We start from the raw sequence: 25,689 nt of genomic DNA on the forward strand, positions 1-25,689 counted from the left end.
CCGGAGGAACGAAGGGGGTGCCAACCTCAACGGGTTGTGAGCGGCTCCAACCTGATCACAACTGACTTTGACGTGGGTGTGCCGCTAACATCGGCCTTGGAGTCGAGGGGGACCAGCACGTTGGTTTCAGGGTAATAGGCGGCCGCGCAGCCAACCGGGGTTGAGTAAGCCACCACTCGAAAATCAGGCGCCCTACGGTCTACGCCGTCCTTCCACTCCGAGACCAGATCAACCATTGACCCATCGGCAATGCCGAGCGAATCAAGGTCAGATTGGTTAACAAACACCACACGGCGACCGTTCTTGATGCCGCGGTAGCGATCGTCCTTGCCATAAATAGTGGTGTTGTACTGGTCGTGAGAGCGCAGCGTTTGTAGTAGCAGTCGCCCCTTTGGAACCAGCGGATATTGCAGTTCATTGGCGGTGAAATGGGCCAGGCCCGACTGGGTGGTGAACGTCCGTGAATCACGGGGACCATGCGGCAAAATGAAGCCGCCGGGCTTGTTGATCTTCGCCTCAAAGTCCTCAAATCCGGGAACCACCGCGGCAATGTGGGCGCGAATCAAACTGTAATCCCCTGCCAGGGCGCCCCAATCGGTGAGAGGGGCACCCGGGCGTGTGCCGCCGTCGTCCGTTTCAAAAAGTAGCTTGGCAAGCTGGCACACTATGGCTACTTCCGAGCGCAAGTTATCCGAGGCAGGAGCAAGACGCCCGCGCGAGGCATGCACGGCACTCATGGAGTCCTCCACGGTGACGCGTTGTTCGCCGCTGGCCTGGGTATCGCGTTCGGTGCGGCCAAGGGTGGGCAGGATCAGTGCCTGCCTGCCGGTGATCAGGTGGGACTTGTTGAGTTTGGTGGAAATTTGAACAGTCAGTGAAAGGTTGTTCAGAGCCTTTTCGGTGACATCCGAATCCGGGGTGGCCCGAACAAAGTTCCCGCCCATACCCACAAAGACACGCGCTTTTCCATCCCGCATGGCCTCTATGGCGGCTACCGTGTCGAAACCATCGGGGCGGGGTGAGGCAAAAGAAAACTCGCGGTCCAGGGCATCATGGAAGGATGTGGGCATGCGCTCAAAAATGCCCATGGTTCTGTCGCCCTGAACATTTGAGTGGCCGCGGACAGGGCACACCCCTGCTCCTGGTTTGCCGATATTGCCCTGCAACAGCAGTACGTTCACCACGTCGCGGAGCATGGCAACTGAGTGTTTATGTTGGGTCAGACCCATGGCCCAGCAAACAACAGTGGCTTTGGAGGCCAATAAACGCTCACCGGTTGTTCGGATTTGCGTCTCGGTCAGACCCGTAGCGGTGACAATCTGCGCCCACGTGACCTGCTCGAGTTGTTCTTGATACTCGCCAAGCCCGGTGGTGTGTGTGTCGATGAAAGCTGTGTCAAAGACCCTGCCGAATTGGGGAGATCCCGGCCGGCGCTGTTCTTCAAGGAGAAACTTCCCCAAGCCCTGGAAAAGGGCCTGGTCGCCGCCAAGTTTAATTTGCAGGAAATCGTCGGCCAGCGCGGTGCCCCCACCCGCCAGTCCGCGAAGTGTCTGCGGGTTCTCAAAGCGCATCAGCCCGGCTTCGGGGAGCGGGTTGATGGCAACAATCACCGCCCCGTTCTTCTTGGCCTTCTCCAGCGCAGTCAGCATGCGTGGGTGGTTGGTGCCGGGGTTTTGTCCGGCGATTAGGATCAGTTCAGACTTGTAAATGTCTTCAAGGGAAACTGACCCCTTGCCAATACCGATGGTCTGGCTCAGCGCCGACCCGCTGGATTCATGGCACATATTTGAGCAGTCAGGCAGGTTGTTTGTGCCCAGCCCGCGGACCATCAGTTGGTACAGGAACGCTGCCTCATTTGAGGTGCGGCCAGACGTGTAGAAAATCGCCTCGTTGGGGTCATCCAGGGTTAACAGTTCTTCGGCCAATAACCCCAAGGCCCGCTCCCACGAGATCGGCACGTAGTGATCGGAACCCTCGGCTAAAAACATCGGATCTGTCAGCCGCCCTTGCTGGCCAAGCCGGAAATCGTCCCAGTCGCGTAGCTCACTCACAGAATTTTCTGCAAAGAACGACGGCGGCACGCGCCTTTTTGTGGCTTCCTCCGCTACCGCTTTGGCCCCATTCTCACAGAACTCGGCTGTGTGGCGCTTATCTGCTTCTGGCCAGGCGCAGCCGGGACAGTCAAAGCCATCCTTTTGGTTGATCGCCAGCAGAGTCTGGGCTGTGCGCAGTGGACCCATTTGCTTTAGCGAAATTTCCATCGAGTGCATGATGCCGGGGATACCGACAGCTTTTTTGCGTACATTGCCAATGGTGAGCTTTTGCTCATCAATGTTTTCTTCCGGCGCTGTGCCAGCCATGAGGGGGTCCCTTCGCCGTGGAGGATCTAGTCTGATCTTAGACGCAATATTTTTTGGAGGACTTCATGGGACGGCTGATCCAACGGGTCAAGGCAACAAAGATTGATATCACTGATGGCAGGAGGGTTGTGCGGGAGGAAGCGCTGGCCGCAGAAGAGCCTCTGGAAATCCGGTTGGGGCATGAATCCTTCACTGTGACAATGCGTACCCCTGGTGACGATTTTGACCTCGTAGCAGGTTTCCTTATCTCCGAAGGCCTCATCTTTGAGCCCGAGCAACTGATTTCACTGCGGTTTTGTGCCGGCGAGGATGAAAACGGAGTGCAAACATTCAATGTGGTTGAGGCGCAACTGCGCCCTGATGTGGCCTTGCCCCTGGAGGTAGCACGGCGGCACGTCACAACCACCAGCGCCTGCGGAATTTGCGGTACGGCCTCCATTGACGGAGTGGTGAAATCTTCGCACTTCGGCATTTGCCGTGACGTCAATGCGCCATTGACGCAGGCGTCGGTGCTGGCCGGGCTGCCTGACACTCTCCGCGAACAGCAGAAGTTGTTTGAAAAAACAGGGGGAGTTCACGCAGCCGGCTTGTTTTCTCCAGAGGGTGAACTGTTGATAGTGCGCGAAGATGTGGGACGGCATAACGCAGTTGACAAGGTTGTGGGGGCGGCCTTCCGGGAACGGACTCTGCCGTTATCTAGAAGTATTCTGCAGGTGTCGGGGAGAGCCTCGTTTGAGCTCGTTCAGAAGGCCGCGATGGCAGGGGTTCCGATGCTCGCGGCCGTGAGTGCGCCGTCGTCCCTGGCTGTTGAGCTGGCACGTAGCTCCGGGTTAACCCTTGTGGGGTTCAGCCGCGGGAGCACCATGAATGTGTACACACATCCAGGACGGGTGGGCTAGCGGCTCGACCTAGCATATTCGCGGATTTCATCCACTGTGGGGGTGATGGCCAAACCCACTTTGTCCGGCCGGATGCCTTCCTCTTCGGCACCTTCGGGGAAAACGTAGTAAGCCACCGAGATGGTTCCCTTGGTCTTTCCGGAGGCGTTGGCGAAGGCTCGCAGGGAGTCTTCCAGCACAGTATTGAGATCAGCGCGGGTGGATGCTGTGATGCGTACGTTGATGCGAGTGCTCATTCCTGCACTGTTGTTGTATTGCGTTTGTGCGGAAACAACGTCGCCCACCTGGCTCAGGGAAGCATCCATGTCTTTGACGAATGATGCCCCTGTGCTGCAGCTGGCTAAGAGTGCAGCAATAAGTCCCATGAGTAGAACCCTACTGAATCTGCCTGTCTTCATAAACACTCCTGGTTACTTTCGGCCAACGGGGATATCCACACCAGTGACTCGCTCAGGATCGTCGCTGAGGAATGGTGCCATTGAGGGGTCTTGCTCGTAGACGGCCAGCTCAGGATATTTGGACGTGTTCTTCAAATCAGAAACGTAGTTTTCCGTGGCGTGGTTATTGATGACGTCCCTGATGCTTTGAACCGAGTTCCCCAGTGGTGAAGGCGTGTAATGCAAAATATTACCCAAAGTGTCACGGGGTGGATCATCCATGGTGACAACTGTGGTGTTGGAGGGTGTGCCGGGCATGGACAGATGCGTATCTACTCCACCCAAATCAAGTTTAGGCACCAGATCGCCCTCATGCGCGGCTGCGAGCACATTGATCCCGGGATCAATAGAGGAGGTGTCGATCGGAGACCCAACGGTCATGATGTTGGTGACGTTGTATTGGTCTAAAAATTCTTGATCTGATCCCAATTGGGCGGCCAACATGCCGCCCTGACTGTGCCCGGCCAGCATGACGGGTGCCCCCGCGGGAATACCAGCCCGTTCCATGGCAAGGACAATGTCCTGCTGCGCTGTGGTTGATTGGCCGGCCACCAGCATCAAGTTACTGGTGAGGTCCCGCGCCTGACCACTGCCGGTAGGACCCCATTGTTCCGTCCCTGGAATGTTAACAATGTAGGCAATCGAATCGTCATCTTGTTTTACGCTGATGATTCGGATGTCGCCGTCCTCGGTCCCAGGCACGTCGGCCATAGCGTAGGCGTCTTCAACGCTTCCAAAAATGGAGGCAACGGAGGTTGGCATTTGCAGGGGGTTCTTGGAACTCTGCAGGATGTCTTGAGGGTCGCCAACTAAGGGCGATCCGTCATCGAAAAGGTGCATGTTCAGGAGCCCGCCAGTGCTTTGCACGAAGAGCGAATTGGCTCCGGAGCCGCCGGTGAGAACAATCTGGGCAAACAGCCCGGACACTGACGGGGGATTACCTGAGAAAATATCAAGGCCCATATTGCCAAGGTGGTTCAGGTTGGTCAGGAAGGTGCCCGTGGCCTGGGTGAAGTTGCCCTCAGCATGAGCACCCAACCAGCCCAAACCGTCCCCAACAGTGTCTATTGCGTTACCGACCCCGTCCGTGAAATCGTCCCATAAGCCTTTGCCGGCATCGACCAGGCCGTCCCAGAGACTCCCGCCACCAGCATTGACGGAGCTAGCTCGTTCCTGCTCAGCAATCTCGCGAAGCACCACTGTTGCAATGTCTTCCAGGTCCTTGGCGGTTTGATTCAAACGGCTGCGGTTCCCCGGCCATTGTGATCGGAACCGTTGGCTGTCAGGTCCCTGCCAACCAGTGCGGGTGACAGTCTGGTTTAGCTGAGCCCCGGTGCGCTCCAGCTGGTGTGCCGAATTTTTCAGGAGCTTCGCCAGATCGTGGCAGTCTTGCGGGTCAAGTCCGTACATTCCGGCGCTCATTGTCTCTTATCCGTCCCTGTTGGGGCATTTGCTGCCGCTGTCAGGGCGTCATGTGCGCCCACCACGGCGAAGAGAAGTTCATTGGCAATGTGTCCGGCTGGAACTTCGGTCAGACGTAATTCAGGAGCGGCTTCGGTGCCGCTTGTCACTGAAAAGAGCTGCTCGTCCTTGACCGTCCACATACCAGCCCAGATCCGAGAGGGCAGCCCTTCCTTTGCCGTGACAACGCTGAGAGTGACGTTGGCGTCCTCGTCATTGATCAGGGCGGCGGCCGCTTGTGGCAATGCGCCAGGATCACTGTCCGGGCCCACCACCAGCGTCGGCTCCGAGTTCAAGGGCGCCGCCTTCGCGCCTGCCTGGATCACCTCAAGGGGCGGCAGAAGACGCGCCGCCGCACCCCATACGTTCTCTTCGTCGAAAAGCGTGATTTCCATGCTGTCTTCGCTGCCGGTTATGACTGTGCCCTGCTCCCCGCTTTCGGATAGATGCCGTTGGTGGGCGGCCAGACCGCGCCCGGCGCGCAAACCAAGAACACTGGTTGTACTGACTCCCTGGTAGCTTGCTCGGGCAGTGATAGTAATCGGCGCAGTGAGAAGAAGTGCGACGGCGCCCGTCCACTGACGTTTGATCTCACCTGGTGCCGGGGACATGTCAAGCGCATTTAGCTCATCCCACGCAGCTGCTGCGGCTTCTGTACTCAGTTCAGCTGGGGTGTTAGGAGCATCAGGGGCTTGTGCGCTCGCTGGGGTCTCCAACCCAAGCGTGGTGCTGGTTGATTCGCAGAGGAGCTGCCATGCGGCGGTACTGAGCTGGACACGGCGCAAAACGATTGGGCGAGGTGTGGCTGGGTTGGTCATGAAATTCCCCTGCTGCAGGTTGGACTGGAAATGAATCAACTTTGTACCAAGCTACGCCACCGCCGCTTTGATAGCGATGGGGTGAGCTGCCCATTCCCTGCCCAGCCCCGCTCCCCTTCCCCCGCCGAGGTTGGAGATAAACCCGAACCCTCCGTTGAGGTTTATCTCCAACCTCGGCGGGGGCGAGGTGTTGTTATCTCCAACCTCGGCAGGGGCGGGTTAGGTTTCGTGCAGGAGTCGCCGGACAAACGCCTGCGTGCGTTCTTCTTTCGGATTGCGCAGTACCTGGCTGGCCGGTCCTCGTTCAACCACAACGCCGCCGTCCATAAAGACCACCTCGTCGGCTGTTTGACGGGCGAACGCCAACTCATGGGTAACTATCACCATGGTCCAACCTTCCTCGGCTAGTTCCTGGATGACAGCTAAAACCTCGTCAACCAACTCTGGGTCCAGCGAAGAGGTTGGCTCGTCGAAGAGCAACAGCTGCGGCCTCAAGGCCAGCGCCCGAACAATACCAACGCGTTGCTGCTGTCCGCCAGATAGCTCAAAGGGGTGGGCGTCCTTCTTCTCCAGCATCCCCACTCGCGCCAGCAACGACTCCGCCTCCGCCACGGCCTCGGCACGGGGCCGCTTTTGCACCTGAACGGGACCCTCAGTGACATTTTCCAGCACTGTCATATGAGGGAAAAGGTTGTATTGCTGGAACACCATGGCGCTGCGGTCGCGCAGGGCGGAGAGCGCCCTGGCCCGCTCCTTCTTGGACGGTGCAGTTCCGCCAAAGTCAACGATCAACGGTTTTTCTGCGCCTTGGCGGCTTGTAGCTGGTGTGTCCCGTGCTCCCACGGTGACGGTTCCGGCGTCGGGGATTTCCAGTCCGTTCAGGGATCGCAGAATGGTGGTCTTGCCTGAACCGGATGGGCCAATCAGGGCCACCACCTTCCCGCGCGGTACCTCCAAGTCGATGCCACGGAGCACTTGGTTAGTGCCGAAGGACTTGCTGAGGCCGCGCACGGCAAGCACGGGGCCGGCGGCGGAGATGTCAGTGGGTGGCATATCAGTGGGCGACATAGCGGTCCAACCTCTTTTCCACACTGGTCTGGGCCGTTGAAAGAACAAGGCAGATGACCCAGTAAATGAGTGCCGCTTCAAGATAGAGCAGCATGAATTCCCTGCTGAAAGCCGCCACTTGCTGGGCAACTCGGAACAACTCGGTCACAAGGATTAGTGAGGCCAGGGAGGTATCCTTAACCAGCGAAATGAAGGTGTTGGACAGCGGTGGGACGGAAACACGGGCGGCTTGGGGAAGGATAATCCGCAGCAAGGCTTGATTGCGGGTCATGCCAATCATGTGCCCGGCTTCCCACTGGCCGCGAGGTACCGAGAGGATGGCGGCCCGAATAATTTCTGCGGCGTAACCACCCACATTTAGCGAGAAGGCGATAATCGCACTGGGCCAGGGGTCAATCTTCACCCCAATGGCCGGCAGGCCGTAGAAGATCACGAATAGCTGGACCAGCAGTGGAGTTCCGCGGACAAGCGAGATGTATACCCGTCCCACCGTGTTGGCCAACTTGTTAGGGCTGATGCGCATGATCGCGATGACAAGGGCTATCACTAACCCCAGCGCGAAGGAGGCCAGGGCCAGTGGGATGGTGCCTTGAATGGCTCCCAATAGCAAGGGGCCAAGGGAACTCCAAAACAGATCAAAGTCCATGGCGGGCCTCCCGCTTCAGGGCGGGGCTACTGGCTGACATCTTGGCCAAAGTACTTTTCGCTGAGTTTCGCCAATGAACCGTCGGACTTGAGCTCGGCGATGGCCGTATCCACCGCGTCGGTCAGGGCTGTGGAGCCCTTGCGGAAGGCGAAAGCGGATTCGGAGGATTCCTTGGTGGTGGCGGCAATCTTTAGACCGGAGTTGGGCGTGGTGACCTCGTAGTCTAAGAATGTGAGCTTGTCATTGACGATCGCGTCCACGCGACCATCCTTCAACAATGAGACGGACTGCGCCCACCCCTCGACGGACTCCACGTTGGCTCCACTTTCGGTGGCTAGCGTGTACCAGTTGCTTGATAGCGACTGGGCTGTTGTTTTACCTTTGAGATCATCAAAAGAGGAGATGTCGGTGTTGCTGTCCTTGGTCACAATGACGCCCTGGGAGATAGTGTACGGGGTGGAAAAACTGTACTTCTCCTGACGCTTGGGATCGATTGTGACCTGATTGGCGACCGCGTCAAAACGACCGGCTTCAAGCCCGGCAAAGATGGATTCAAATTGAGTTTCCTCAAATTTTGCTTCCACACCCAGCTTCTTGGCTACCGCAGTGGCAACATCCACGTCGTAGCCGGTCAGGGCCCCAGCGCCGCCTTCGTGGAAGCTGAACGGCTTGTACGTCCCCTCTGTGGCAAAAACGATCGTGCCAGCATCTTTGACGCTACTCAGGGACGTGTCCGCGCCGCTGTCCGCGCCGCTGTCCGCGCCGCCACTAGTGCCACCGCACGCGGCGAGGACCAAAGAAGTGGCGGCTAGCAGGCCAACGAGTCCAATGCTGCGACGATTCATAGCTGTGTGTTCCTTTGCTGTTCAGGACCATTCAGGATTGTTCAATATGAAAGGTCCATGAGGCCGCGAAGTTGTTGGGTCGCGGTTGGCCCGTAAATGGACGCTATCACTGGGAAACCTCAAACCAAGAGGGAATATTTCCCATTGTTACTCATTTATGAAGCGGGTGAGTTGACTCACGCTTCTATGGTGGCCTAGGAGTCGCTTGCCAGGCAAGCTCTATTCTCTGTTTAGGAAGTCTCCAACGCGCGCCCGCAGCGGAATCAGGGGCCGGGAATTTCTTTGGCTGTGTCAGGGGTTTAAGCTTGTACCTTGCCCTCTTAACTATTAAGGAACACACGCATGAGTATGGAAGGCGCTGCGTGGAGCTCACTTTGGAGCACCATGCGCTCGGACAAGTCCAACGGCGGAATTTCCAAAGACACCTTGCGTCGGACAGTTCTCTTTGCCAAGCCCTACAGCCGCAAACTCCTGATCTTCGTGGTGCTGTCGGTGATTTCTGCTGCGCTGGCCGTGGCCACCCCGGTGCTGGCGGGGCGGGTTATTGATGCCATCGAGGCGAAAACTGCTATTAATGTGGTGGTGAAACTGGCAGTCCTGATAGCCATCGTGGCCGTCTTGGACGCCGGGCTCTCGCTGGTGATCCGATGGATCTCAGCGAATTTGGGCGAAGGCGTCATTTTGGATTTGCGCACGGCGGTCTTTGACCACGTACAGCGGATGCCTATTGCATTTTTCACCCGAACCCGCACAGGTGCACTTGTCAGCCGTCTCAACAGCGATGTCATCGGCGCCCAGCAGGCCTTTAGTGGGACGCTCTCAGGCATTGTCTCCAACTCGGTCCAGCTGATTTTGACGTTGATTGTCATGCTGAACACGTCATGGCTGGTGACTGTCCTGGCCCTGGTGCTACTGCCGATCTTCCTCATGCCGGCGCGCCGTTTTGGCTCGCGGTTGGCTGGGCTGCGTCGGGAAGCAGCAGATTTGAACGCGGACATGAGCACCCAGATGACTGAGCGTTTCTCCGCTCCGGGCGCCACGTTGGTGAAATTGTTTGGCCGTCCTGCTGAGGAATCTCGTGAGTTTGCCTCACGCGCTAACAGGGTCCGCGAGATTGGCGTGCGCACGGCCATCTTGCAGTTTGTGTTCTTCACAGCGCTGATGCTGGTTTCCTCACTGGCATTGGCGCTCGTCTACGGCCTCGGTGGCGCGCTAGCAATCGGCGGCACACTGAGCCCGGGCGACGTGGTGGTACTGGCATTGCTGTTGACCCGCCTTTACGCTCCGCTCACCGCCCTGGCCAATGCCCGCGTGGACATCATGAGCGCGCTGGTGAGCTTCGATCGGGTCTTTGAGATCCTGGATTTGAAGCCTTTGATCGCCGAAAAGTCCAAGACCATTGCCCTGCCGTCTGGACCTGTAGGCCTTGAATTCCACGATGTGCGCTTTGCCTACCCATCTGCGGACAAGGTTTCCCTGGCGTCTCTGGAGGACGTGGCCACGTTGGACACTCGCGGCGGTGAGGATGTTTTGCACGGGATTTCCTTCCGCGCCGAACCGGGCCAAACCATTGCCCTTGTGGGTTCTTCAGGAGCGGGAAAATCTACCATCGCCCAGCTACTTTCGCGGTTGTACGACGTCGATTCAGGCTCTGTGACGCTTGGTGGCGTGGACGTGCGGGATCTGTCCTTCGATGGTCTCCGGGCAGGGGTGGGCATGGTGACCCAGGACGGACACTTGTTCCACGAGTCGATCCGCTCCAACCTGAGATTGGCTCAACCAAACGCCACTGATGCGCAGATTTGGGATGTGCTGCACCGGGCCCGATTGGAAGACTTCGCCAAGTCGTTGCCTGACGGTCTTGACACGGTTGTGGGGGAGCGCGGGTACCGACTTTCCGGTGGTGAACGTCAGCGGCTGACCATTGCACGTCTACTTCTTGTGCAGCCTGCCGTAGTGATTTTGGATGAGGCCACGGCAGCGTTGGACTCCACGAATGAGGCGGCCGTGCAGGCGGCCCTTGGTGAAGCGTTGGAAGGGCGTACTGCCCTTGTCATTGCGCACAGGCTTTCCACTATCCGCAGCGCCGATGTCATTTTGGTGTTGGAAGCCGGACGCATTGTTGAACGCGGCACCCATGACGAGCTGATTGGTCGAGGTGGACGGTATGCCGAACTTCATGACACCCAGTTCTCTCAAGCCGTAGCGGCCGTTGCCGATGCTGCGGTGCCTGAAGACGGCTAGCGATTACCGGTGAGCCGCGCGTGAGGCAACGGAGCGAGCGGTCTGGCCGTGCCTGATTAGGGGTGCTGTTCGCGGCCGGTGAGTATCGGCAACACGTATTGCGTTAGAAGCGGGGCAAGATCGTGTACCTCGGTGACGTGCGTCAAGTCCAGCCAGCGCAGCTCAGCTATTTCCGCCGAGGGGTGTATTGAGGCGGCGTCCCAGCTGCCGGGGGCTGTGAACACCGTGGCCACAATGTCTGTGTTGGATTCATTGGCAGCTGTGCCGCTCCAGATGCCAAGAAGTTCCAACGTGGCTGCAGGAATTTCGATGCCCACTTCTTCAGCTACTTCACGGGACCCAGCCTGGGCCGCGCTTTCACCGGGCTCAGGCTTTCCGCCGGGATGCATGAACTTTGTGGTGCCCGATTTACGTACTGTCAGGAGCCGTCCAGCGTGATCGTATAGACAGACGGCTGACACGTGGAGAATATTTTTCACGTTGTTGATCCGCACTTTTACGTACTAGGCCGGCCGTGGTGCAAACATGATAATGCCGTCACCACCGATGGCGATGAGTGCGCCAATAATGTCCCAGCGGTCGGGTATGAATTTATCGAAGATCATGGCCCAGATCAACGATCCGGCAATGAAGACCCCACCGTAGGCTGCCAGCACCCGGCCGAAGTTAGCCTCTGGTTGAAGTGCCGCGATGAAACCGTACGCACCAAGTGCTACCACGCCCAGAGCCGCCCACCACCAGGCCTTGTCTTCACGCACTGCCTGCCAGACCAGCCATGCGCCACCAATTTCAGTGACCGCAGCCAAGATGAACAGAACAATAGTTTTAGTGATGGCCATGCCTCATTCTCTCAGGCGCTTATGCCTGAGAGCTCTACCGCGGTGCGCCGCGGCGGCTGTCCAGGCCAAGGAATAACAATGCCAGCAGGATCGGGCCATATGTCAGAAGGGCAGACCAGCCCAAAATTTCTCCCAAGAGGACTGAAACCCCCACCAGCAGCACTGGTTCCACATAGCTCAGGAGCCCAAACAGGGATAGCGGCAGCCATTTACTGGCTAACAAATACACAGCCATGGCAAGTCCGCCCAGCACACCGATTGACCAAGCCGCCCAGAGCCCGTCAGTGCTCAAAGTGGAGCCGGCGCCCAGCCCGTGTGGCCCCGCAATAATGAAGTAGATGCCCAACGGCAGCAGAACAATGAGTTCGCCAAAAAAAGCTGCCAAATTGTCGAAGCCAGCCTTACGCCGTAACACGAAATAGACCGGATAGCCCAGGCACACAACAAGAGTGGGCCAGGTCAATCCGCCTGCAGAGAAGGCTTCATGAGCCACGCCCAACGCCGCAGCGCCAACAGCGAACTTTCGCAGCGGGCTCAGTCTTTCCGCAAAAAATAACCGACCGGCCAACACCATGGTCAGTGGCAACAGAAAATAGCCAAAGGACACTGACAGCGCCATGTTGTTCAGGGGCGCCCACATGAACAGCCACAGCTGAACGCCCACTAACCCGGCCGCCAGTACCCCTAACAAAAGAAGAGTTGGCCGGCGTCGTAGGCGCATCGCCAATGCTGTGACCTCGGCCCGCCACCATGCAAGAAACGGGAGAATACAAGAGAGCGTGAGCAGCGTCAGGACTACCCGCCAACCAAAGATCTCCTCCGCACCCCAACCAGGCAGCAGACCGGCCAGCAGGAAAATGACGGCGAAAAGCACTGAAGCGATCAAGGAAACGAGCACTCCGCGGCCAACCGTGCTGTGCGGGGAACTGGCAGCGGGTGGAACCGGGCCCGTACTTGAAGTCATTGGCCCATCCTTACTGTTCATAACTGAAGAATGCCAGCTCGCGTATGCCAAAGAAACGGCAACCGCGGACGTGGGAGTGCATGTAGCTTAGCCCACCTGCTAAATGCGGGCATGAAAAGTGCCCCCGCCGGGGATCGAACCCGGATCTGCCCTTTAGGAGAGGGCTGTCTTATCCATTGGACTACAGAGGCGCGTCAACCAGCTTAGCGGAACTGGCAGGCAAGGAAAAAATGGGTGCCAGGAGGCAGGCGCGCTATTGGCGCACAGCAGCGGGTTTTGGTTTGCGGCCCATAAACAGGGCCACGCCTATTCCGGCCAGTGTCAGCACTAAAAACGTCCAACTAGCTACCACAAGTGCAGAAGCCAGTGAGACGGAACCGGCTTCCAACACTTCGGCACCAAGCATGTTATCGATGACAATATTGGCCCACAATTGAACCACTGCAAACAGAATCGGGAGCGTCCACAGCACCCGACGCAGAGATTTTTTGGCAACATTCATGGCGATCATGGTCATAGCAACCAAACCAAACACCAACGGAAACAACATTCCAGCGGTCTTGTGGACAAACTGGAGCTGGCCTAAGGCATCGGAATTCATCGCGGCACGCAAGGCCTCAACGTGGCTCACATTAAAGCCGAAAACCATGGAATCAGGCATGGCCAAACCCCCAGCCAGATCGCTCATTTGGTTTAGTGTCAGCAGATGAAAATACCAGAACAGGAACAGGCTGGCCACAGAACCGGCAATGAGAATGAGGTTCGCATTGCCTTGGGCCTTCTGTGGGGAACGTTCGGTGCTTGCATTGACAACGGGAGTGCTGGGCGGCGTTGCAGCCTTGCCATGTTTTGCGGCACGCTGCGCGGGAGTTTTAGCCATGGAACCATTATCGCGCAGATTAGGCTGGTCCCATGGCAATAGATAAGGGCTCCGCGCCCAGTGACAGCGAATTGGCGGCGAAGCTGCTGCGCCATGCCGGCGAAGTGGCCCAGTTGATCCGTGCCCAGGGCCTTGGCGCCTTGAACGCCGGTAGCCAGGTAAAAACAAATACAGCGGACTTTGTGACAGCCGCGGACCTTGCCGCAGAAAAGTACATCTTCGAAGAATTGCGACAAGCCCGGCCGGGTGATTCCATCCTGGGTGAAGAAGGTGCCGGCTATCGCGGCACCTCAGGACGCTGCTGGGTGATCGACCCCGTGGATGGCACCTACAACTTTGCCAGCGGCTCCACTTATTGGTGCGCAGCCTTGGCGTTGACTGGGCCTTCCCCTGATTTAGGGATATCTACTTTAGGCACGACGACGGATAGGCTCACCACCGCTGAGGTACTCCTGGGAGCCGTCTACCAGCTGGACGAGGACAAACTGTGGCTGGGCGGAACCACCCAGCCCGCCACGCTGAACGGCCAACCAATTCATGTTGATACCCGTCAAGAACTGGGTGAGCTTTCTGCCGGAAGCTACATCCATCCTGGCTGGCTTGCCGAGCCCCGTGCGGCTGTGCCGTGGAAGAGCGCAGCGCAACTGCCGGCCACCCTGCGCATGCTGGGGTCCGGCTCCTGCGATCTGGCGCGGGTGGCGCAGGGCGAATTGGGCGTGTGGTTTCAACACAGTTGCCCGTCATGGGACTGGCTGCCAGGCAAAGGGATCGTTGAAGCGGCGGGCGGGGACACCGCCGTCGTGCACGTCAATGGTCTTCACTGGTACGTTGCCGGACCCTCCGGTGCTGTGGCGCAGCTCAAAGTGGCGCTTGAACTCGGCGTCCTGCCCGCCTAAATACGGACCAGTCTTACCCGATTTGGCCGTTGAGGTTGGAGATAATGACGTCCGCTCGTTCCTCACGGACGTCATTATCTCCAACCTCAACGGGCGGTGCGGGACCCTGTCGGGCTTTGTCAGTGGGGCGAACTACACTGGATGGCACCATGGATATGTTGTTTGACCCTTACCCCGAAAAGTCCAAACCAAAGCTCAGCCCGGGAGCCGGACTGCCTGCGTGGCAGGCCTTTGACCAGGACGATCCCGGGGCTGACGCGCCCGAATTTAGTGGCGAGAGCCCCGTTCTTGGCGATGGCCAAGATCAGCAATTGCGAGCATCTGCCAGAGAGCAGGGGATCAGCTCGGCCCGGCGCTGGCCGGATCCCGCTGAATTACTGGAGGGGATGAACCCGCAGCAGGAAGCGGCCGTTGTGCATACTGGTGCCCCGCTGCTGATTGTGGCGGGTGCCGGCTCGGGCAAAACCCGGGTCCTCAGCCACCGGATCGCCTACCTGTTAGCTACCGGGCAGGCGCATCCTGGCCAAATTCTGGCGATCACTTTCACGAACAAGGCTGCTGCGGAGATGCGTGAGCGCATCGAGGCGCTCATTGGTGATGCGGCCAAAAGTATGTGGATTTCAACGTTCCACTCGTCCTGTGTGCGAATTTTGCGCCGCGAAGCCAAAACCATTGGACATAATTCCAACTTCTCCATCTACGACTCCGCCGATTCTTTGCGGCTCATTACGCTGGTGTCCAAGGGGCTGGACCTGGACCCGAAGAAGTTTGCGCCCAAGGCCATCATGCACAAAATTTCGGCGTTGAAAAATGAGCTCATCGATGATGAAGAGAATTCGCTCAACACCAATTTCAACGAACCCTTCGCCGCCGCCGTTGCCGAGGTCTATAAGGGGTACACCCAACGTCTGCGCCAGGCTAACGCCATGGACTTTGATGACCTTATTGCTCAAACCGTGTATATGTTCCGGGCATTTCCCGGGGTGGCGGATTATTACAGGCGCCGTTTCCGGCATGTTTTGGTTGACGAGTACCAGGACACCAACCACGCCCAATATGCACTTGTCCGGGAAATAGTGGGAACAGATGCTGGCGCTGACATGGCTGATCCAGCCAGCGTAGCCCCCGCAGAATTGACCGTTGTAGGCGATTCCGATCAGTCCATCTATGCATTCCGTGGCGCAGACATCCGCAACATTGTGGAATTTGAGCAGGATTATCCCAGCGCGGACACCATCAAGTTGGAACAAAATTACCGCTCCACACAGAACATTCTCAGCGCCGCCAATGCAGTGATCTCCCGCAACCCCAACCGCCGGGAAAAACGGTTGTGGACCGCTGAGGGTGATGGCGAAAAGATCATCGGCTACGTGGCCGAATCCGAGCATGAGGAAGCCAGATTCATCGCCAAGGAAATCGACAGGCTCCAGGACGAAACTGATGTTCGTCCAGGCGATGTCGCCATCTTCTACCGCACCAACGCGCAGTCCCGTGCCATTGAGGACATTCTGGTCCGGGTTGGGCTGCCCTACCGTGTTGTGGGCGGAACTCGTTTCTATGAGCGTAAGGAGATCAAGGATGCACTGGCCTATCTTCGCGCGCTGGTAAACCCGGACGACGATGTGAACCTGCGCCGAATTCTCAACGAACCCAAGCGGGGGATCGGTGACCGTGCAGAAGGCGCTGTTGCAGCACTGGCGGAGCGGGAGCGGATCTCCTTCTCGGCCGCGCTGGTACGGGCGCAGGAAGCCCCCGGCATCGCTTCACGGTCCCTGAACGCTGTGAACGTCTTCGTTAAAATGATGGCGGATCTTGGTGAAGTGGCGGCAACAGCCACCCCCGCCACCGCGCTTGAGGCGGTCCTTGAGCAAACCGGCTACCTCGTTGCGTTGCGTAACAGCACCGATCCACAAGATGAGTCACGCGTGGAGAACCTGGCCGAACTTCTCGCCGTCGTGCGTGAATTTGGGCAGGAAAATCCAGAAGGGACCCTGGGTGAGTTCCTCGAGCAGGTCTCCTTGGTTGCTGATGCTGACCAGATTCCTGACGCTCCTGGCGGCTCCGAAGCCGAGGCCGCAGCGGCTGTTGCCGAGGCCAAACGGCTCGGAGTGGTGACATTGATGACGCTGCACACGGCCAAGGGCCTTGAGTTTCCGGTGGTATTTTTGACCGGAATGGAACATGGTTTGTTCCCCCATGCACGCTCCGCCACGGATCCAAAGGAACTTGCCGAGGAAAGGCGTTTGGCTTACGTGGGCCTGACTCGAGCGCGCAAACGGCTCTACCTGACCCGCTCGGAAATGCGTAGTTTGTGGGGTCAAAGTCAGTACAACCCGGCCAGCCAGTTTATTGATGAAGTTCCGGCCGAACTTATTCAGTGGAAACGTGAAGGCACTACACGTGCGGCCCCCCTTGCCGGGAACTTTGGCAGTAGCCGGTATTCGGGGTCGTCCTGGGGTGCCGGGTCGGCAGTTGGTGGGCGTGATTCAGGAGTGTTGCCGCCAAGTATTTCGGCCAGGACCGCTGCCGGACGTGTACAGCCGCAAAAAGAAGTCGTTTCAGTCACCGTTGGCGACAAGGTCAATCACACAAGCTTTGGTAACGGCACAGTGTTAGAAGTCAGCGGCGCCGGAGATAAGTCGGTGGCAAAAGTGCGCTTTGAAATTGGCGAAAAACGCCTGCTGCTGCGTTATGCGCCCGTGGTCAAGGTGGATGGATAAGGCCATGGGTGCACACGCACGGATTGTTGCTGCCTTGATGACTGCGGTGGCGGCAACCCTAGTACTCTCTGGCTGTATAACAGTGCCTGTGGGGAACGGGGAACCCACCGCCACCCACAGCTCCACGGCAGCACAAACATACCTGGACCGGCTCAAAGACACACCGGTTGGCCAGCCAGGTGAGGAGGATACCCCCGCCGAACTGCCACAGTTCATCACCGATACACGGAACATCGCCTGTGTTTTCACCTCAGCCAAAGCGGGCAACCTAAATCAACCCTGGGAACCAAAAAACTTTAGTGACAAGGCCAATGACGCTGCACCCATAATTCCTGTGGTGAACTGCCAAATGGTTACTTACCCGCAGATACAAGCCGCGGATGACCATGAATCCTGCGCCGGAACCAACGTTGGATTGCTTGGTGGTACGGCCGTGCTGTATCCGGACAAGGCCACTTACGGTGGTTGTCGAGCAGGTGTCACAGCCGTTGAAGCCGCCTTTGGTGCTGATGGAACAGTGAATCAAGAGATGGGCAGCATCCCGGTGCTGCCGCCGGGACTGGCCATGGATGAGCAAGGGTACCGCTGCTCACCCATGGATGATGGCGTTGCGTGCGCAAACTTGGCCAATGGAACCGGGTTTTTCATTTCCCCCGGTAAGTATGAACTGTTCAGCCCGGAGAAAAAGACAGAGCAGAGCCCCACCCCCACCACAAGCGCCTCCAGCATGAAATAACGTGAGCCCAGCGAACGGTGCCCCTGTATGCGAGCCGGGTCACGCCGTCGTGCGCTGAACGGGCTCCATTGTGAGCTGAATAACCAATTCTGGTGGTGGCGCATGAGTGAAGTATGTGCTTTACCAACTACGCGGTAATGTGTGAAAGGGGTCAACGCCCCTCAAAATCACTACTTCGACGTAGAAGGACACAAATCCGTGGACCTGTTTGAATACCAGGCGCGCGACATGTTTGAGGCTCACGGCGTTCCCGTGTTGGCCGGCATCGTGGCGCACACCCCTGAAGAAGCAAAGGCAGCAGCCGAGAAAATTGGCGGCGTCACAGTCGTCAAGGCACAGGTAAAGGTCGGTGGCCGCGGCAAGGCCGGCGGCGTGAAGGTTGCTAAAAACGCTGACGAAGCGTTTGAGTACGCCTCCGCCATTCTTGGCATGGACATCAAAGGTCACACCGTTAATACGGTCATGATCGCTCAAGGTGCCGACATCGCTGAGGAGTTCTACTTCTCAGTTCTGTTGGACCGCGCCAACCGCAACTACCTGGCCATGTGCTCGGTGGAAGGCGGCGTGGAGATCGAGGTCTTGGCCGTGGAACGTCCGGAAGCCCTGGCTCGCGTTGCTGTTGACCCCGCTGTGGGCATCGACGCCGCCAAGGCCGATGAGATTGTGGCAGCAGCAGGCTTCAAGGCCGAATTGGCGCCGAAGGTTGCGGCAGCCATCATCAAGCTGTGGGACGTCTTCAAGAAAGAAGACGCCACGTTGGTTGAAGTTAACCCGCTGGTTCTCACCGGAGCAGGGGACATCGTTGCGCTGGACGGCAAGGTCTCCATCGATGAGAATGCCGAATTCCGCAACCCGCACCACGCTGAGCTAGAGGATGCAGCCGCTGCAAATCCTTTGGAAGCCAAGGCTAAGGCTGCCGGCTTGAACTACGTCAAGCTCGACGGCGAAGTTGGAGTTATCGGCAACGGTGCCGGCCTGGTTATGTCCACGCTGGATGTTGTTGCCTACGCTGGCGAAAAGCATGGCGGCGTCAAGCCCGCCAACTTCCTGGACATTGGCGGTGGAGCATCCGCAGAGGTCATGGCCGCTGGTTTGGACGTCATCCTCAACGACCCTCAGGTGAAGAGCGTTTTCGTCAACGTCTTCGGTGGAATCACCGCCTGTGACGCTGTTGCCAAGGGCATTGTTGGCGCACTGGCCGAGCTGGGCTCAGCTGCCAACAAGCCGCTGGTAGTCCGTCTCGACGGCAACAACGTTGAAGAGGGCCGCCGCATCCTCAACGAAGCCAACCACCCGTTGGTCACCCTGGCCGCCACGATGGACGAGGGCGCCGATAAGGCTGCCGAACTCGCCCACGCTGCAAAGTAGAGGTTTAGAAAACACATGTCTATTTTCTTGAACAAGGACTCTAAGGTCATCGTCCAGGGCATCACCGGCGGCGAAGGCACCAAGCACACCGCCCTGATGCTCAAGGCTGGTACCCAGGTTGTTGGTGGCGTGAACGCACGCAAGGCCGGCACCACGGTTACCCACGGTGATGTTGAACTGCCCGTTTACGGCACCGTGACCGAAGCTGTCGCCAAGACCGGCGCAGATGTTTCCATCGTGTTTGTGCCCCCGGCATTCACCAAGGACGCTGTGGTTGAAGCCATCGAAGCTGGCGTGCCCCTGGTTGTTGTTATCACCGAAGGCGTGCCGGTTCAGGACTCAGCCGAGTTCTGGGCATTGGCTCAGTCCAAGGTTGATGCGAACGGCAACCAGATCACCCGCATCATTGGGCCCAACTGCCCCGGCATCATCACCCCCGGTGAAGCACTGGTTGGCATCACGCCAAACAACATCACTCAGAAGGGCCCCATCGGCTTGGTTTCCAAGTCCGGTACCCTGACCTACCAGATGATGTACGAACTGCGCGATCTGGGCTTCTCCTCAGCGATCGGCATCGGTGGCGACCCCGTCATCGGCACCACGCACATTGACGCGCTGGCTGCATTTGAGGCAGACCCGGAGACCAAGGCCATCGTCATGATCGGTGAAATTGGTGGCGACGCTGAAGAGCGCGCCGCTGAATACATCAAGGCTCACGTCACCAAGCCTGTTGTTGGCTACGTTGCAGGCTTCACCGCTCCCGAGGGCAAGACCATGGGCCACGCCGGCGCCATCGTCTCCGGCTCCGCGGGCACGGCACAGGCCAAGAAGGAAGCCCTCGAGGCTGCCGGTGTCAAGGTTGGCAAGACGCCGTCCGAGACAGCCACACTGCTGCGCGAAGTTTACGCGGCACTGTAAGTCTTCTGCATCGCTAAAAGCGCGGCTACATCACGAATTTCTTGTGGTGTAGCCGCGCTTTTTTCTGCCCTTTGGTGGTGCTACTGCTCTGGAACCGTTGGCAGGCCCTGTGCCTCCCAGCCTGTCATTCCACCGCCAAGGGTGTCAGCGTTGTACCCACGTGCTGTCAGTGCTTGTGCAACTTTTTCGCTGCGTCCTCCTCCGTGACAAACAGCAATGATGCGTCGGGACTTATCTAGTTCCCCCACACGCTGGAGAATCTCACCGGAAGGGATATGGACAGCATCCTCGATCATTCCCGTAGCTAGTTCTGAGGCTTCGCGGACGTCGATGATTTGGACATCCGGGTCTGCGGCCAAGATATCGGCCGGGGTGATCTCTTGCATGGGTGCTCCTGAAAATGGTGCCAGCCCCAATACGGAGCCGGCGTCGAAGAAGAAATATCACTTCCAGACTAGGCTAGAGGCGTGAATTCACCACTTGCACCCCGCGCCAGGGACATTGAAATTGAAGACCTGAGAGAATTTGACCAGCTGATCGATGGTGGCGTGAAATCGATGCGCGGCTGGCACGTTCAGTCCGTAGATCTGCGTGGTCGGGCTGTGGAGCTATCAACTGTGTGCGCTGCGGGGGCTGTTTTCATGGGGTGCCGCTTCGATCCGGGCATTGAGGATTTGCTGCGCAGCCAAGGTGCATTGATCTTCCCCACGCTGCCGCACGTCCCTTTCAACGCCTACCGCGGGCACCTTTACACGGGCGAGGAGCTCTTTAGAGGTATTGCCCACGCACAGTATGAGACGGTCCCAGATGCTCTCATCTACCAATGGACCCTGCAGACTGGCCGCGCGTCCGGGCTGCATGCCTCGATGGCCACCGCCATGCATGATCACGCCATATCTGACGCACTTGATGATTTCTTAGGGCAGATCTTGGTCCCTGTTGTGGGTGTCATGGGCGGCCACGCGGCGAAGCGAGGTAGCGCCCAATATGCCCAAGCGGCATGGCTGGGCCGCGCCCTGAGTAAGGCAGGATTTCTTGTGGCAACTGGCGGCGGCCCCGGTGCTATGGAGGCGGCTAATCTGGGTGCCTATCTTTCCATGTACGACGCCGGAACCTTGGAAAGTGCCCTTCTCACCTTGGCAGCCGTTCCCGGCTTCCGTCCGTCGGTCACCGAGTGGGCCCGGGCTGCGTACAGGGTGTGTCAGGAGCATCCGGAGGGTGCTGACACTTTAGGGGTCCCCACCTGGTTTTACGGACACGAGCCACCCAACATGTTCGCCACGAAGATCGCCAAATATTTCACCAACGCCTTACGCGAGGCGATCTTACTTGAGCGTTCCCGTGGCGGAATAGTTTTCCTGCCAGGAGCTGCCGGCACCGTGCAGGAGATCTTTCAGGATGCCTGCGAGAACTACTATGCTCCCGAGCAGGCAGTGACTCCTATGGTGTTAGTTGGGCGTCACTACTGGGAGGCGGAGGTTCCAGTGTTGCCGCTTCTGAAGACATTGGCAGCTGGCCGGGCTATGGACAGCTTTGTTCATGTGGTGGAGTCTGTGGAGGAAGCCTGTGAAGTGCTGGTTAACTCCCATTCGGTGAATCGAACTCGCGCGTAGTGAGCGAGCGTGGCGCAAAACACGACTTGGAGTGAGCGAGCGTGGGCCAAAACACGACGTGGAGTGAGCGAGCGTGGGGGTGGGGGACCGCTACGCGCCTACTAAGCCACCGAAGAGGATCCCCAGCAGATATGTAGCTGCGGCGGCGCCCATTCCGATGGCTAGTTGTCGAATTCCGCGCCATAGCGGTGAAGCACCAGAAAGTAGGCCCACAATGGCGCCGGTTCCTAGCAGCGTCAACCCCACCAAAGCGCAGGCAAGGGCAAGGGCGCCAAAGCCGGTCATGCCGAATACGAACGGCAGGATGGGAATGACAGCGCCTGACGCAAAGAAGCAGAAACTTGAACTTGCCGCGCCCCAGGCCGTACCCAGAGTCTGAAGTTCCTGTGCTGATTCAACATTTTCGGTGGAGGCGGACAGGCTTGGATCACAATCACAGGCTAGTTCGCTGAGGCGTTCGGCAGCCCGGTGTTCGGCAGCTTCGCGTGTCATGCCCCTGGCTAAATAAACAAGCACAAGTTCATTATTTTCCAGGTCAAGCGATGACGCTGCTGTGAGGGTGATCTGAGTTGGCGCTGACGCGTCAAGCATTTCCCGCTGAGAACGCACGGACACAAATTCTCCCGCGCCCATGGACAATGCCCCTGCCAACAAACCGGCAATACCGCTAAAGAGCACCACTTGGCTGCCAACTCCGGTGGCCGCCATGCCCACCACCAGCGACAGGTTGCTAACGAGCCCGTCATTGGCGCCAAAAACGGCAGCCCGAAAAGAACCGGAGAGCCTGGTGCGGCCCCTGGCGGAGAGCCCACGAATTACTTCTTCATGGATTGACTCATCGGCTGCCATGGCATCAGTGGCGTCAGCATCGCTTGCGTAGGGTGATCTTGATTCCGAACGCTGCGCTAGGGCAAGCACAAATACAGAGCCGAAACGGCGGGCCAGAAAACCCAATACTTGGTTGCGATTTGAGGAACGCCTAGGGGGGCCAACATGCTCGCCGAGTAAGTCCAGCCAGTGTTTCTCGTGGCGGCCTTCCGCTGTGGCCAGCGCCAGCAGGATCAGCTTTTCTTCACCGTCACGGCGCTTGGCCAGGTCGCGGTAGACGGCAGCCTCGGCGCGCTCATCGGCCAAATACTGGCGCCACCGCTTGATCTGCGCTGGTGTGGGGATAGGTTCAGACACGTGGGCGTACTCCTTAAAGTCAGCCCTTACTGTAGCCCGGATCCGGGCTGATTTCCGGCCGGTAGTCCTAGCGAAAAAGTTTCGGGATCCCGGAAGTTACCCCCACAAGAAACAAATTATAGAAAGTATTTTCGTGCAGTTGATGCAACGCCATGGGACTGGCTTGCAGGGTGGCCCTCTTCATCGCCGGGCTGGTCAAGTCCAACGCCGGCATGATGGTCATGGCATCAACCATTAGTGCCGGCTTGGGCGCGAGCTGGGCAGCAGCAGTAACCGCAGCGAAGAACAAGAAATAGCTCCGCACGCCCCGCCATTACTTTCGGCTGTGAACTCGCATAGGCTGTGATGCCAATGGGCCCCGCGCATCGGGACCACGGTTCGAAAAGGCGGTAGCGAAGTGAATGAAGTCCTCTTTCCCATGATGACAGGAGATGCAACTGAGCCTGGTGTGCTGGCAACCTGGCACGTTGCAGATGGTGAGATGGTTGCTGAAAAACAATTACTCGCCGAAATCGCCATCAATAAGATCGACGCCGAGATTTACGCGCCCGCCGCTGGCACGGTGAGGCTGCGGGTAGCAGAAGGCGATGAAGTACAGCAGGGATCAGTCATCGTCAGCATTGAATGGCCAAACCCCTAGCGTTATGGGTCACTGGCGGCTTAGTGTGCTGTGAGCCCAAAGCCTATCCGGCGCCCGGCTTTGACCCGAGTCTGTGCAACTGTGATCACCAGGGTGCCTATTTCCGGAATCCACTGAGCCGGGCGGACTGCGTGGGCCAGCGCATTGGCCAACTCTTCTGGGGCCGGACACTGATAGCGGTGGTAGCCGCCGGGCGTGGCGAAGGTGACAGAACCCAGAATAACGTCCACGGCGGGCAGAACCGAGATGCCGGAAGGGCGTGTGGGCGGCTGACGTGATGCGGGGACTACGGAGGTAGCAATCATGGTGGATGCCTTTGGCTTGCTCTTACCCGCGAAGATTTTCCGCCGGTCACTTCCTCATCCGAACCACCCTTGAAGCATGGGGAAGGTGCGCGATAAGTCGGAGCTTGGCATCGCATCTCATGAAGCTGGCTCCAGACTACCGCTTTAAAGTACGACGGCGGCAGGTGAGGTAATAAATGTTAGTCACCAACCGCCGTCGTACTCTGGAGAAGAGCTGTTACTTCTGTAGCTGGGCGCCTACTTCATCCGAGTTGGTGTCTGTGACGGCTGCGGCGAGTCGGTCATCCCAAGCCTTGCGAATGTGATCGGGTGTGCGCGGGGTCAGCAGGGAGACCACAACATAAACAAGCAATGATGATGCCAAGCCAATGTAGATGGGCTCGTTGGCGTAGATTCCGTCTTCGCTGAAGATGACTCCGGTGGCGAACAGCACCAGCATGGCAATGGTGACTACGCTGCCAACTGCCATTGACCAGGCAGCTCCAAGACCGGTACCGCGCTTCCAAACAAGGCCGCCGATGATGGCAACGAGCAGACCGCCAACCAGAATGTCGTAGGCGATTGTCAACGCGAAGACCACGTCGTTGACCACAATGGAAATCAAAACCACGAGGACACCCAAGCCCAGGACGTAGGCACGGTTGGCGTTAACATCGTGCTCCGGGTTGGCCGAATCTGAGGTGTCAATTTTCTTGCCGAACCAGCTGGCAACGTAGGGGACAACGTCTTTGCGGGCAACTGTCGCTGCGGCAATGAGTGAGCCGGATGCTGTGGACATCATGGCGGCCACAGCCGCGGCCATGACGATGCCACCAATGCCCAGGGGCAGTAACTGGGTGGCGACTTCTGCGTAAACAACATCCTTGCCCAGGTTGGCAATGTCAATGGTGGGCAGCGCAACAAATGCTGCCATTCCGATCAATGCGCCAGCAATACCGTAAAGGATGCAGTAGATACCGGCGGTGGCACCGCCCCAGCGGGCAACTTCGGGGGTGCGGGCGGTGAAGACGCGCTGCCAAATGTCCTGACCGATGAGCATCCCCAGGGTGTAGACCACAAAGTAGGTGATGATTGTTTGGACGCCGATTCCATCCCACTGGAAGAAGCTCGCATCAACGCGGTCACGGATGCCGTCAAGGCCGCCTGCCGCGTTCCAAGCGAAGGGCAGCATGAGCAAGAAGATACCCACGGTCTTGATGATGAACTGAACCTGGTCAGCGAGGGTGATTGACCACATGCCGCCAATCGTGGAGTACAGCAACACAATCGCTCCACCTACAGCGATAGCCAGCCAGCGGTCCCAGCCGAAGAGGACCACAAAGATGGTGGCATAGGCTCCTGTAGAGGTTGCCGAGATCATGATGGTGTAGGCGAGCATGACTATGCCTGAGAACTTGGTGCTCTCTTGACCGTAACGCAGGCTGAGCATCTGTGAGACTGTGTAGATCTTCAACTTTTGCAGGGTGGGGGCAAATAGCAGGCTGAGCAGTAACACGCCAACACCGATGGCAATGACCAGCCACATACCGGAGATGCCGAACTTGTAACCGAGGCCCACGCCTCCTACTGTGGAGGCGCCACCGAGCACCACGGCGGCCATGGTTCCTGTGTAGAGGAATGGTCCTAATCGACGGCCGGCCACCAGGAAGTCGCTATTATTTTTGGTCCGCGACTTTCCCCACCAACCAAAGGCCAGCATGGCCACCAAATATAAGACGACTATGGCAATGTTTAAGTCCATGTGATGCTCCAGAGTGCGAAGTAGTAGTAATCCCCCGAAATATTGCCTCTTAAGCAACACTTGTTGTCTATTAGGCTAAACTGTGACTGCAGTTACAGTCAAAGTG

At 58.1% G+C, this 25,689-nt stretch carries 26 protein-coding genes, 1 tRNA gene and 1 riboswitch; of the genes, 10 read left to right on the forward strand and 17 right to left on the reverse strand.

The window, feature by feature from the left end; translation table 11 throughout:
* Positions 1-26 precede the first annotated feature (26 nt).
* A complete protein-coding gene (locus AAFM46_RS03195; protein WP_343319530.1) occupies positions 27-2,360 on the reverse strand; it encodes an FdhF/YdeP family oxidoreductase in 2,334 nt (777 codons plus the stop codon).
* A gap of 65 nt (positions 2,361-2,425) precedes the next feature.
* Between AAFM46_RS03195 and fdhD the strand changes: the two genes are divergently transcribed.
* Positions 2,426-3,259, forward strand: a complete 834-nt coding sequence (gene fdhD, locus AAFM46_RS03200) for a formate dehydrogenase accessory sulfurtransferase FdhD (protein ID WP_343319532.1) — start codon at positions 2,426-2,428, stop codon at positions 3,257-3,259.
* On the opposite strand, the gene AAFM46_RS03205 is transcribed toward fdhD, so the two are convergent.
* The 6 genes from AAFM46_RS03205 to AAFM46_RS03230 all read right to left on the reverse strand — a co-directional run bounded on the left by AAFM46_RS03205 (position 3,256) and on the right by AAFM46_RS03230 (position 8,534).
* Positions 3,256-3,657 (reverse strand): hypothetical protein, encoded by a 402-nt coding sequence (locus AAFM46_RS03205; protein WP_343319534.1) that lies wholly within the window; start codon positions 3,655-3,657, stop codon positions 3,256-3,258. The genes fdhD and AAFM46_RS03205 overlap by 4 nt on opposite strands.
* Positions 3,658-3,669: 12 nt before the next feature.
* Positions 3,670-5,118: a hypothetical protein gene (locus AAFM46_RS03210; RefSeq protein WP_343319535.1), complete on the reverse strand. Its 1,449-nt coding sequence runs from the start codon at positions 5,116-5,118 to the stop codon at positions 3,670-3,672.
* Entirely contained in the window at positions 5,115-5,975 is an 861-nt protein-coding gene (locus AAFM46_RS03215; protein ID WP_343319536.1) for a hypothetical protein, read from the reverse strand. The genes AAFM46_RS03210 and AAFM46_RS03215 overlap by 4 nt, the downstream gene beginning before the upstream one ends.
* A gap of 219 nt (positions 5,976-6,194) precedes the next feature.
* On the reverse strand, positions 6,195-7,043 hold the full coding sequence (locus AAFM46_RS03220) for an amino acid ABC transporter ATP-binding protein (protein WP_343319537.1): 849 nt from the start codon (positions 7,041-7,043) through the stop codon (positions 6,195-6,197).
* Positions 7,030-7,689, reverse strand: coding sequence for an amino acid ABC transporter permease (locus AAFM46_RS03225; protein ID WP_283530794.1), 660 nt, complete (start codon positions 7,687-7,689; stop codon positions 7,030-7,032). Before AAFM46_RS03225 ends, AAFM46_RS03220 begins: the two co-directional genes overlap by 14 nt.
* A 26-nt stretch (positions 7,690-7,715) precedes the next feature.
* Positions 7,716-8,534, reverse strand: a complete 819-nt coding sequence (locus tag AAFM46_RS03230) for an amino acid ABC transporter substrate-binding protein (RefSeq protein ID WP_343319539.1) — start codon at positions 8,532-8,534, stop codon at positions 7,716-7,718.
* Positions 8,535-8,876: 342 nt separating this feature from the next.
* On the opposite strand from AAFM46_RS03230, the gene AAFM46_RS03235 reads away from it, so the two are divergent.
* A complete protein-coding gene (locus tag AAFM46_RS03235; protein ID WP_343319540.1) occupies positions 8,877-10,778 on the forward strand; it encodes an ABC transporter ATP-binding protein in 1,902 nt (633 codons plus the stop codon).
* 56 nt (positions 10,779-10,834) lie between these two features.
* Here the strand turns inward: AAFM46_RS03235 and AAFM46_RS03240 are convergent, their stop codons facing one another.
* The 5 genes from AAFM46_RS03240 to AAFM46_RS03260 all read right to left on the reverse strand — a co-directional run bounded on the left by AAFM46_RS03240 (position 10,835) and on the right by AAFM46_RS03260 (position 13,461).
* Positions 10,835-11,257 carry an NUDIX domain-containing protein gene (locus AAFM46_RS03240; RefSeq protein WP_343319542.1) on the reverse strand — a complete coding sequence of 141 codons (423 nt, stop codon included), beginning with the start codon at positions 11,255-11,257 and terminating at the stop codon, positions 10,835-10,837.
* Positions 11,258-11,281: 24 nt separating this feature from the next.
* Positions 11,282-11,617, reverse strand: a complete 336-nt coding sequence (locus tag AAFM46_RS03245; RefSeq protein WP_343319544.1) for a YnfA family protein — start codon at positions 11,615-11,617, stop codon at positions 11,282-11,284.
* A gap of 34 nt (positions 11,618-11,651) precedes the next feature.
* Complete coding sequence (gene rarD / locus AAFM46_RS03250) at positions 11,652-12,581, reverse strand: EamA family transporter RarD (protein ID WP_343319545.1); 930 nt, start codon at positions 12,579-12,581, stop codon at positions 11,652-11,654.
* 119 nt (positions 12,582-12,700) lie between these two features.
* Positions 12,701-12,772 (reverse strand) — tRNA-Arg (locus AAFM46_RS03255).
* 62 nt (positions 12,773-12,834) lie between these two features.
* Entirely contained in the window at positions 12,835-13,461 is a 627-nt protein-coding gene (locus tag AAFM46_RS03260; protein WP_283530788.1) for a hypothetical protein, read from the reverse strand.
* Positions 13,462-13,493: 32 nt separating this feature from the next.
* On the opposite strand from AAFM46_RS03260, the gene AAFM46_RS03265 reads away from it, so the two are divergent.
* Positions 13,494-14,357 carry an inositol monophosphatase gene (locus tag AAFM46_RS03265; protein WP_343319547.1) on the forward strand — a complete coding sequence of 288 codons (864 nt, stop codon included), beginning with the start codon at positions 13,494-13,496 and terminating at the stop codon, positions 14,355-14,357.
* 13 nt (positions 14,358-14,370) lie between these two features.
* Here AAFM46_RS03265 and AAFM46_RS03270 read toward each other — a convergent pair whose 3' ends face one another.
* On the reverse strand, positions 14,371-14,508 hold the full coding sequence (locus tag AAFM46_RS03270) for a hypothetical protein (protein ID WP_283530786.1): 138 nt from the start codon (positions 14,506-14,508) through the stop codon (positions 14,371-14,373).
* On the opposite strand from AAFM46_RS03270, the gene pcrA reads away from it, so the two are divergent.
* From pcrA to sucD, 4 genes are all read left to right on the forward strand, one after another.
* The gene (gene pcrA / locus AAFM46_RS03275; RefSeq protein WP_343319548.1) at positions 14,507-17,077 is read left to right on the forward strand and encodes a DNA helicase PcrA; all 2,571 of its coding nucleotides are present in this window, start codon (positions 14,507-14,509) and stop codon (positions 17,075-17,077) included. The genes AAFM46_RS03270 and pcrA overlap by 2 nt on opposite strands.
* Positions 17,078-17,081: 4 nt before the next feature.
* Complete coding sequence (locus tag AAFM46_RS03280; protein WP_343319550.1) at positions 17,082-17,813, forward strand: hypothetical protein; 732 nt, start codon at positions 17,082-17,084, stop codon at positions 17,811-17,813.
* A 198-nt stretch (positions 17,814-18,011) separates the two neighbouring features.
* Complete coding sequence (gene sucC, locus AAFM46_RS03285; RefSeq protein ID WP_283530783.1) at positions 18,012-19,181, forward strand: ADP-forming succinate--CoA ligase subunit beta; 1,170 nt, start codon at positions 18,012-18,014, stop codon at positions 19,179-19,181.
* A 15-nt stretch (positions 19,182-19,196) separates the two neighbouring features.
* Positions 19,197-20,099 carry a succinate--CoA ligase subunit alpha gene (gene sucD / locus AAFM46_RS03290; protein ID WP_283530782.1) on the forward strand — a complete coding sequence of 301 codons (903 nt, stop codon included), beginning with the start codon at positions 19,197-19,199 and terminating at the stop codon, positions 20,097-20,099.
* 80 nt (positions 20,100-20,179) lie between these two features.
* On the opposite strand, the gene AAFM46_RS03295 is transcribed toward sucD, so the two are convergent.
* Complete coding sequence (locus tag AAFM46_RS03295; RefSeq protein ID WP_283530781.1) at positions 20,180-20,485, reverse strand: rhodanese-like domain-containing protein; 306 nt, start codon at positions 20,483-20,485, stop codon at positions 20,180-20,182.
* An 81-nt stretch (positions 20,486-20,566) separates the two neighbouring features.
* Here AAFM46_RS03295 and AAFM46_RS03300 point away from each other — a divergent pair, with 81 nt between their 5' ends.
* Positions 20,567-21,712, forward strand: a complete 1,146-nt coding sequence (locus AAFM46_RS03300; protein WP_343319553.1) for an LOG family protein — start codon at positions 20,567-20,569, stop codon at positions 21,710-21,712.
* A gap of 90 nt (positions 21,713-21,802) precedes the next feature.
* Here the strand turns inward: AAFM46_RS03300 and AAFM46_RS03305 are convergent, their stop codons facing one another.
* Entirely contained in the window at positions 21,803-22,897 is a 1,095-nt protein-coding gene (locus AAFM46_RS03305) for a VIT1/CCC1 transporter family protein (protein WP_343319554.1), read from the reverse strand.
* A 152-nt stretch (positions 22,898-23,049) separates the two neighbouring features.
* Here AAFM46_RS03305 and AAFM46_RS03310 point away from each other — a divergent pair, with 152 nt between their 5' ends.
* On the forward strand, positions 23,050-23,193 hold the full coding sequence (locus AAFM46_RS03310; protein ID WP_283530778.1) for a hypothetical protein: 144 nt from the start codon (positions 23,050-23,052) through the stop codon (positions 23,191-23,193).
* Positions 23,194-23,294: 101 nt separating this feature from the next.
* The gene (locus AAFM46_RS03315; protein ID WP_283530777.1) at positions 23,295-23,537 is read left to right on the forward strand and encodes a lipoyl domain-containing protein; all 243 of its coding nucleotides are present in this window, start codon (positions 23,295-23,297) and stop codon (positions 23,535-23,537) included.
* 20 nt (positions 23,538-23,557) lie between these two features.
* On the opposite strand, the gene AAFM46_RS03320 is transcribed toward AAFM46_RS03315, so the two are convergent.
* Together AAFM46_RS03320 and AAFM46_RS03325 are read right to left on the reverse strand one after the other, a co-directional pair.
* Complete coding sequence (locus AAFM46_RS03320) at positions 23,558-23,842, reverse strand: hypothetical protein (RefSeq protein WP_343319556.1); 285 nt, start codon at positions 23,840-23,842, stop codon at positions 23,558-23,560.
* Between the two features lie 13 nt (positions 23,843-23,855).
* Positions 23,856-23,967, reverse strand: a riboswitch (SAM riboswitch).
* Positions 23,968-24,059: 92 nt separating this feature from the next.
* Entirely contained in the window at positions 24,060-25,583 is a 1,524-nt protein-coding gene (locus AAFM46_RS03325) for a sodium:solute symporter (protein ID WP_283530775.1), read from the reverse strand.
* Positions 25,584-25,689 lie beyond the last annotated feature (106 nt).

This window comes from Arthrobacter sp. TMP15, assembly GCF_039529835.1.
In the GTDB taxonomy this organism is placed as follows: Bacteria; Actinomycetota; Actinomycetes; order Actinomycetales; family Micrococcaceae; genus Specibacter.